Genomic DNA, 4,503 nt, shown 5'->3' with positions numbered 1-4,503 from the left:
GTCGATGATGGCGAAGTTGAGATCGGGATATTCGGCCGCGACCTTCTTCAGCGCATCCTCCCAGGCGAAGCCGGCCATGACGATCGGGTTGTGGCCGTCCTCGGCGAAGCGGCGCAGCGCCTGCTCACGCTGCGAGGCGTTGGAGACCTCGAATTCGACGTAGGCCGTGCCGGTTTCCGTCTTGAATTTCTCGGCGCCGTGATAGGCAGCCTCGTTGAAGGATTTATCGAATTTGCCGCCGAGATCATAGAGGATGGCCGGCTGGACATCCGCGGCGAAAGCCGGAAGAACCATTGCGGTTGCGGCCAGGAGGCCGAGAACGATACGTTTCATGTGATCCACACCCTGTCGGTTATTTTTTCCGTTACGCACCGCATGCCGGCCCGGTTCTCCGGCAGGCATGCGACGTCAGCCAGGAGTGTATTCCCTCCCGCTCGGCGGCAATCTGGCATGGCCCGAAACAAAATTCACGCGGAATTTTGACCTTTTGGAAAAGCTTGGTGCGGGCAAGCCGCACCGCAGCTTGTGTCAGGCGGAGGCGGCGGCAGGGATGGCGCAAGCGACACCGGTGCCTTTGAGGTTGCACGTGCCGTAAGGATTCTTCGCCAGATATTGCTGGTGATCGGCTTCGGCGAAGTAGAATTCGGCCGCCGGGGCGATCTCGGTGGTGATCCTGCCGTGGCCGGCACCGCGCAGCGAGGTCTCATACGCATCGCGCGAGGCGCTCGCCGCCAACAGTTGCGCCTCGTCGCTCGTGTAGATCGCGGAGCGATAGGCGGTGCCGACATCATTGCCCTGGCGCATGCCCTGCGTGGGATCGTGGCTTTCCCAGAACAGCTTCAGAAGCCCAGCATAGGAGACGATCCCGGGGTCATGGACCACCAGCACCGCTTCGGCATGACCGGTTAGCCCGGTGCAGGTCTCCTGATAGGTCGGATTGGGCGTGAAGCCGCCGGCATAGCCGGCCGCGGTGACCCAGACGCCTTCGACCTGCCAGAACAGCCGCTCCGCAGCCCAGAAGCAGCCGAGCCCGAACATGGCCGTCTCCAGCCCCTCGGGATAAGGACCCTTGAGCGGTCTTTTCAAGACCTTGTGCCTGGATGCGGTCGGGATCGCCCTGGCGCGGCCCGGCAGGGCCTCGGAGGGCTTCGGCAGATTGAGCTTCTTGTTCAGCATGTCGCTGAGAAAGAACATGCGCGGGTTTCCCTCTCTTCGCGGAAAGCGGATCAGTTTGCGACGAACTGTCCGGCGCGACGTTGCCGCCTGTAGCCTATCGCATAGAGCAGGAAAGCCAGCACCGCGAACACGGCGAAGCCCGGCTGGTTCAGCACCCAGGCGATGGCGCCATCCCATAGCAGCGGGCTGGTCTTGGTTCGGATGAAGGTCTCGAAGGCGGCCCGCGTGTCGGGCGAGACCGCGAGCCAACTGCTGTTGAGCGGGGTCAGCACCAGCACGGAGGCCGCCACTGTGCGTGTCGCGTCGAGCACCGCCATGATGACGGAAATCGACAGCGCGATCATTGCGGCAAGACGAAAGACGAAGCGAAACATCAGAACCCTCCTCCGGGCTGGTCCTCTCCCGAGGGGCTTTTCAGAGATAGAATGCGCATGGCTGGATCGCAATCGCCATACGCGAATTTGCAGACTCCAAACTCAGGTCAACGGAGGGCCGGACGACAGTCAGTCGGGTCGCTTTTCATTGACATGTGAGGGCAGCTATGCTAATAGTTTGGGTATGGCGTTGACTTGCGCCGACGACCCGCCGCACAGGCGGGTTTTTGCGTTTGGTGCTCGCAAACCGACGCGCCGGCGAAGTCTCCCAAGACCGTGTGAACCCGGATTTGTTGCCCGCGCGAATTATGCGGCCGGCTTCCTTTTGTGCCGGTGGACACGCCAGACAGCAAAAACGCCGCCGCCGATGGCGCCGATCACCAGACCGGCCAGGCCGGTGAACACGGCGAAATAGCCGCAGGCGCCCTCGAAACAGCTCATCTCGGTGGCATCGGCGATCACCGAGCCGATGGCGAATCCGCCCACGGCGCCGATGACCGCGCCCAGGACGATGCCGAGCAGCGCGGCGATGACCGAGACGAAGGCCGATGGGCTCTCGGTTTTCGGATTGACATAAACGGCATCGGCTTCGGATCCATGGCGCAGCAGATAGATGCAGAGCGCGCCGATGGCGATTTCGGCGCCGGTGATGACAAGCGCCTGGCCCGAGAAGACGAATCCCGGCACCGTAGGGGCATAGGCATGGATGACCAGCAGCCCGACGATTATGGCAATCTGCCAGATCGTGAACTGGCGCGGGAAGCGGGCCGAGCGGCCGAAGGCGAGGCCGAGCAGGTAAAGCCCCCATAGGATGGTGACGATGTCGACGACGAGCCCGCCATAGATAAGGTAAAGCACGCTGTCTGGCAGGCCGGTGGCGCCGACCGCGGGCCAGACGGAGATCAGGCCGTAGACTGACCACGCCATGACGAAGACAAGCCAGCCCACCGGCACGAAGGACAGCCCGCTGTCCGGCCGCCTGACTGGCGTCTGTCCATTGCTCGATGTCATGTCCGCACAATGCCCCCGCAAAGCCTCGGCACCCGACAGGCAACTCCGGGGGAAGTCAAGGGCGGCCGTCCCTGCGGTCCTGCCTGTGCACACCATTGCAGCGGCGGCGCCCGCAAAAACGGGCATGCCGGCGGCCTCGTGAAAGACTGTGTGGCCGGCAAAGCGAATAGACTGCCGTTATGGCTTGGCATTCGCCGTCGGATCGACTAGATGAGCCCCGCGCCTGTTGCTTCGACGGCTCAGGTGCAGGGGAAGGCGTTTGCTGGTTGGCGACGCCGATGGCGAAAGTTTCGTCTTGCCCCAAGGGAGGTGCATCTCCCCAACCCGCGCGGCAAAACCGGCCGACGCGACATGCATGGACGGAGAGGTGGCCGAGTGGTTGAAGGCGCACGCCTGGAAAGTGTGTTTACGGGAGACCGTAACGCGGGTTCGAATCCCGCTCTCTCCGCCATCCTGCTTCGCTCTACGAGCTTCGCAGGACAAGCCCGAGCCTTTGCGCGAAGCAGGGCGGTAAACATCCCGCCGCGCTCTGCCCTTGAAACCTGCCAATCACAGGAGATGGCATGCCGAACGATGTAATCGTGCGCGACAGCAATGGCGCTCAATTGAATGACGGCGATTCCGTCACGCTGATCAAGGACCTCAAAGTCAAAGGCACTTCGGAAACGATCAAGCGCGGCACGTTGGTGAAGGCTATCCGCCTGAACGGCAATCCCGGCGAGATCGAATGCAACACCAAGCAAGTGAAAGGCCTGGTGCTCAAGACCGAGTTCGTGAAGAAGGCGTGAGCCTCAGGGCGGCAAGCGATCTCGATGGCTCCTTCGGGATTTTGGAGAGCCTGCCGTCGCCAAGTGGAAGCGGAGCCGTTGAGCGTCCGGCACATGATCGTTGCGCTGCGAAATTGATAATTTCGCCGACCAGGCACAATCAAAAACCGCCAAGACCCAAGTCTGGAACCTCCGGCCTCGTTGCGCGTTTCAGGGCGTCCCGTTCGCGGACCCGCCGGATATCTCTCCAAGCGCGCAAAAAAACCAGGAGCCCGCTTCATGCACGACAAGCTGTTTCATTCCCCGGTCGCACTCTCGGTCGGCCTTGGCTTCAAGCGCGAGATTGCGTCGCTGGCCGAAATGCACGACTTCCTTACCAATTGGACGACCTCCCGCCGCGGCCCCCTCTACCGCAACGCGGTGGAAGCATGTGAACTCGCCATCCCAGGCTATGTGACCATCGAGCAGGCCCGCCACGCGCTCGTCCAGTTTGCGCAAGCTTCTTGTATCCTGTGGCCGGACCTCGAGCCGGTGGCGGGCGTGCACGCCGTTGCGCGTGGCTATGGCGGCTACGCCGCCTGAAGATCGATACCCTCCGTGGCGGCTAAAGCCACACCACCATAGAAGGCCCGGCTGGCCCCAGCCGGGCTTTCCCGTTTCCGGCAGCTCGCAAGCAAATCGCAATCCTGTGGCTGGCCGCCTGCCTTGCGCGACAATCCCTGCGTGGAGTGTTGGGAAGAGCCCGCGCAAAAATCTTTATGAAATTCCTATTTCTTTCCACTGCGCTCCGTCTCGAACCTTTATGGCGATCGGGTCCATATTCCCTTCAGAAAACACATTCGGTTTCGTCGCCAAAGATGCGACGGGACACTTTCGATATATTGCGAACTCTCCTGTCAAGTTCGCAAAGTACAAAAGAACAAAAGGAATAAAAACAATGGATATGGCCGTTATCGGAATCGGAATTTTGTTCTTTGCCCTTTGTTTCGCCTACATAAAAGCTTGCGACGCTCTCTAGAGCGAGGCTGAAAAAATGATCGTCGACTATATTCTCGGTGGCGGCGTTACGCTGTTCCTGCTCGCCTACCTGACCTACGCCCTCGTTCGTCCAGAACGCTTCTGAAGGCACGGAAAGCCACAGCCATGACACTGAACGGTTGGATACAGATCCTGGT

Annotated in this window: 7 protein-coding genes and 1 tRNA gene; 4 read left to right on the top strand and 4 right to left on the bottom strand. The window is 61.1% G+C overall.

Going from position 1 to position 4,503, the window contains the following annotated elements; genetic code table 11:
- From EN994_RS19245 to EN994_RS19230, 4 genes are all read right to left on the bottom strand, one after another.
- Positions 1-333, bottom strand: a 333-nt coding sequence (locus tag EN994_RS19245) for a BMP family ABC transporter substrate-binding protein (protein ID WP_127307724.1), incomplete at its 3' end; no start/stop codon positions are given.
- 195 nt (positions 334-528) lie between these two features.
- Positions 529-1,194, bottom strand: a complete 666-nt coding sequence (gene msrA / locus EN994_RS19240) for a peptide-methionine (S)-S-oxide reductase MsrA (protein WP_063168985.1) — start codon at positions 1,192-1,194, stop codon at positions 529-531.
- A gap of 32 nt (positions 1,195-1,226) precedes the next feature.
- Positions 1,227-1,550 (bottom strand): hypothetical protein, encoded by a 324-nt coding sequence (locus tag EN994_RS19235; RefSeq protein WP_024502789.1) that lies wholly within the window; start codon positions 1,548-1,550, stop codon positions 1,227-1,229.
- A 306-nt stretch (positions 1,551-1,856) separates the two neighbouring features.
- The gene (locus EN994_RS19230; RefSeq protein ID WP_164919868.1) at positions 1,857-2,561 is read right to left on the bottom strand and encodes a hypothetical protein; all 705 of its coding nucleotides are present in this window, start codon (positions 2,559-2,561) and stop codon (positions 1,857-1,859) included.
- 361 nt (positions 2,562-2,922) lie between these two features.
- On the opposite strand from EN994_RS19230, the gene EN994_RS19225 reads away from it, so the two are divergent.
- From EN994_RS19225 to EN994_RS19205, 4 genes are all read left to right on the top strand, one after another.
- Positions 2,923-3,012, top strand: a tRNA-Ser gene (locus EN994_RS19225).
- A gap of 112 nt (positions 3,013-3,124) precedes the next feature.
- Complete coding sequence (locus EN994_RS19220) at positions 3,125-3,349, top strand: alkylphosphonate utilization protein (RefSeq protein ID WP_013529641.1); 225 nt, start codon at positions 3,125-3,127, stop codon at positions 3,347-3,349.
- 258 nt (positions 3,350-3,607) lie between these two features.
- Positions 3,608-3,910, top strand: a complete 303-nt coding sequence (locus EN994_RS19215; RefSeq protein WP_013529642.1) for a DUF982 domain-containing protein — start codon at positions 3,608-3,610, stop codon at positions 3,908-3,910.
- A gap of 451 nt (positions 3,911-4,361) precedes the next feature.
- On the top strand, positions 4,362-4,451 hold the full coding sequence (locus EN994_RS19205) for a K(+)-transporting ATPase subunit F (RefSeq protein WP_032808122.1): 90 nt from the start codon (positions 4,362-4,364) through the stop codon (positions 4,449-4,451).
- Positions 4,452-4,503: the final 52 nt, after the last annotated feature.

The organism is Mesorhizobium sp. M7A.F.Ca.CA.002.09.1.1 (genome assembly GCF_003998555.1).
Lineage (GTDB): Bacteria > Pseudomonadota > Alphaproteobacteria > Rhizobiales > Rhizobiaceae > Mesorhizobium > Mesorhizobium ciceri.
This window is presented reverse-complemented; position numbering and strand designations above follow the sequence as displayed.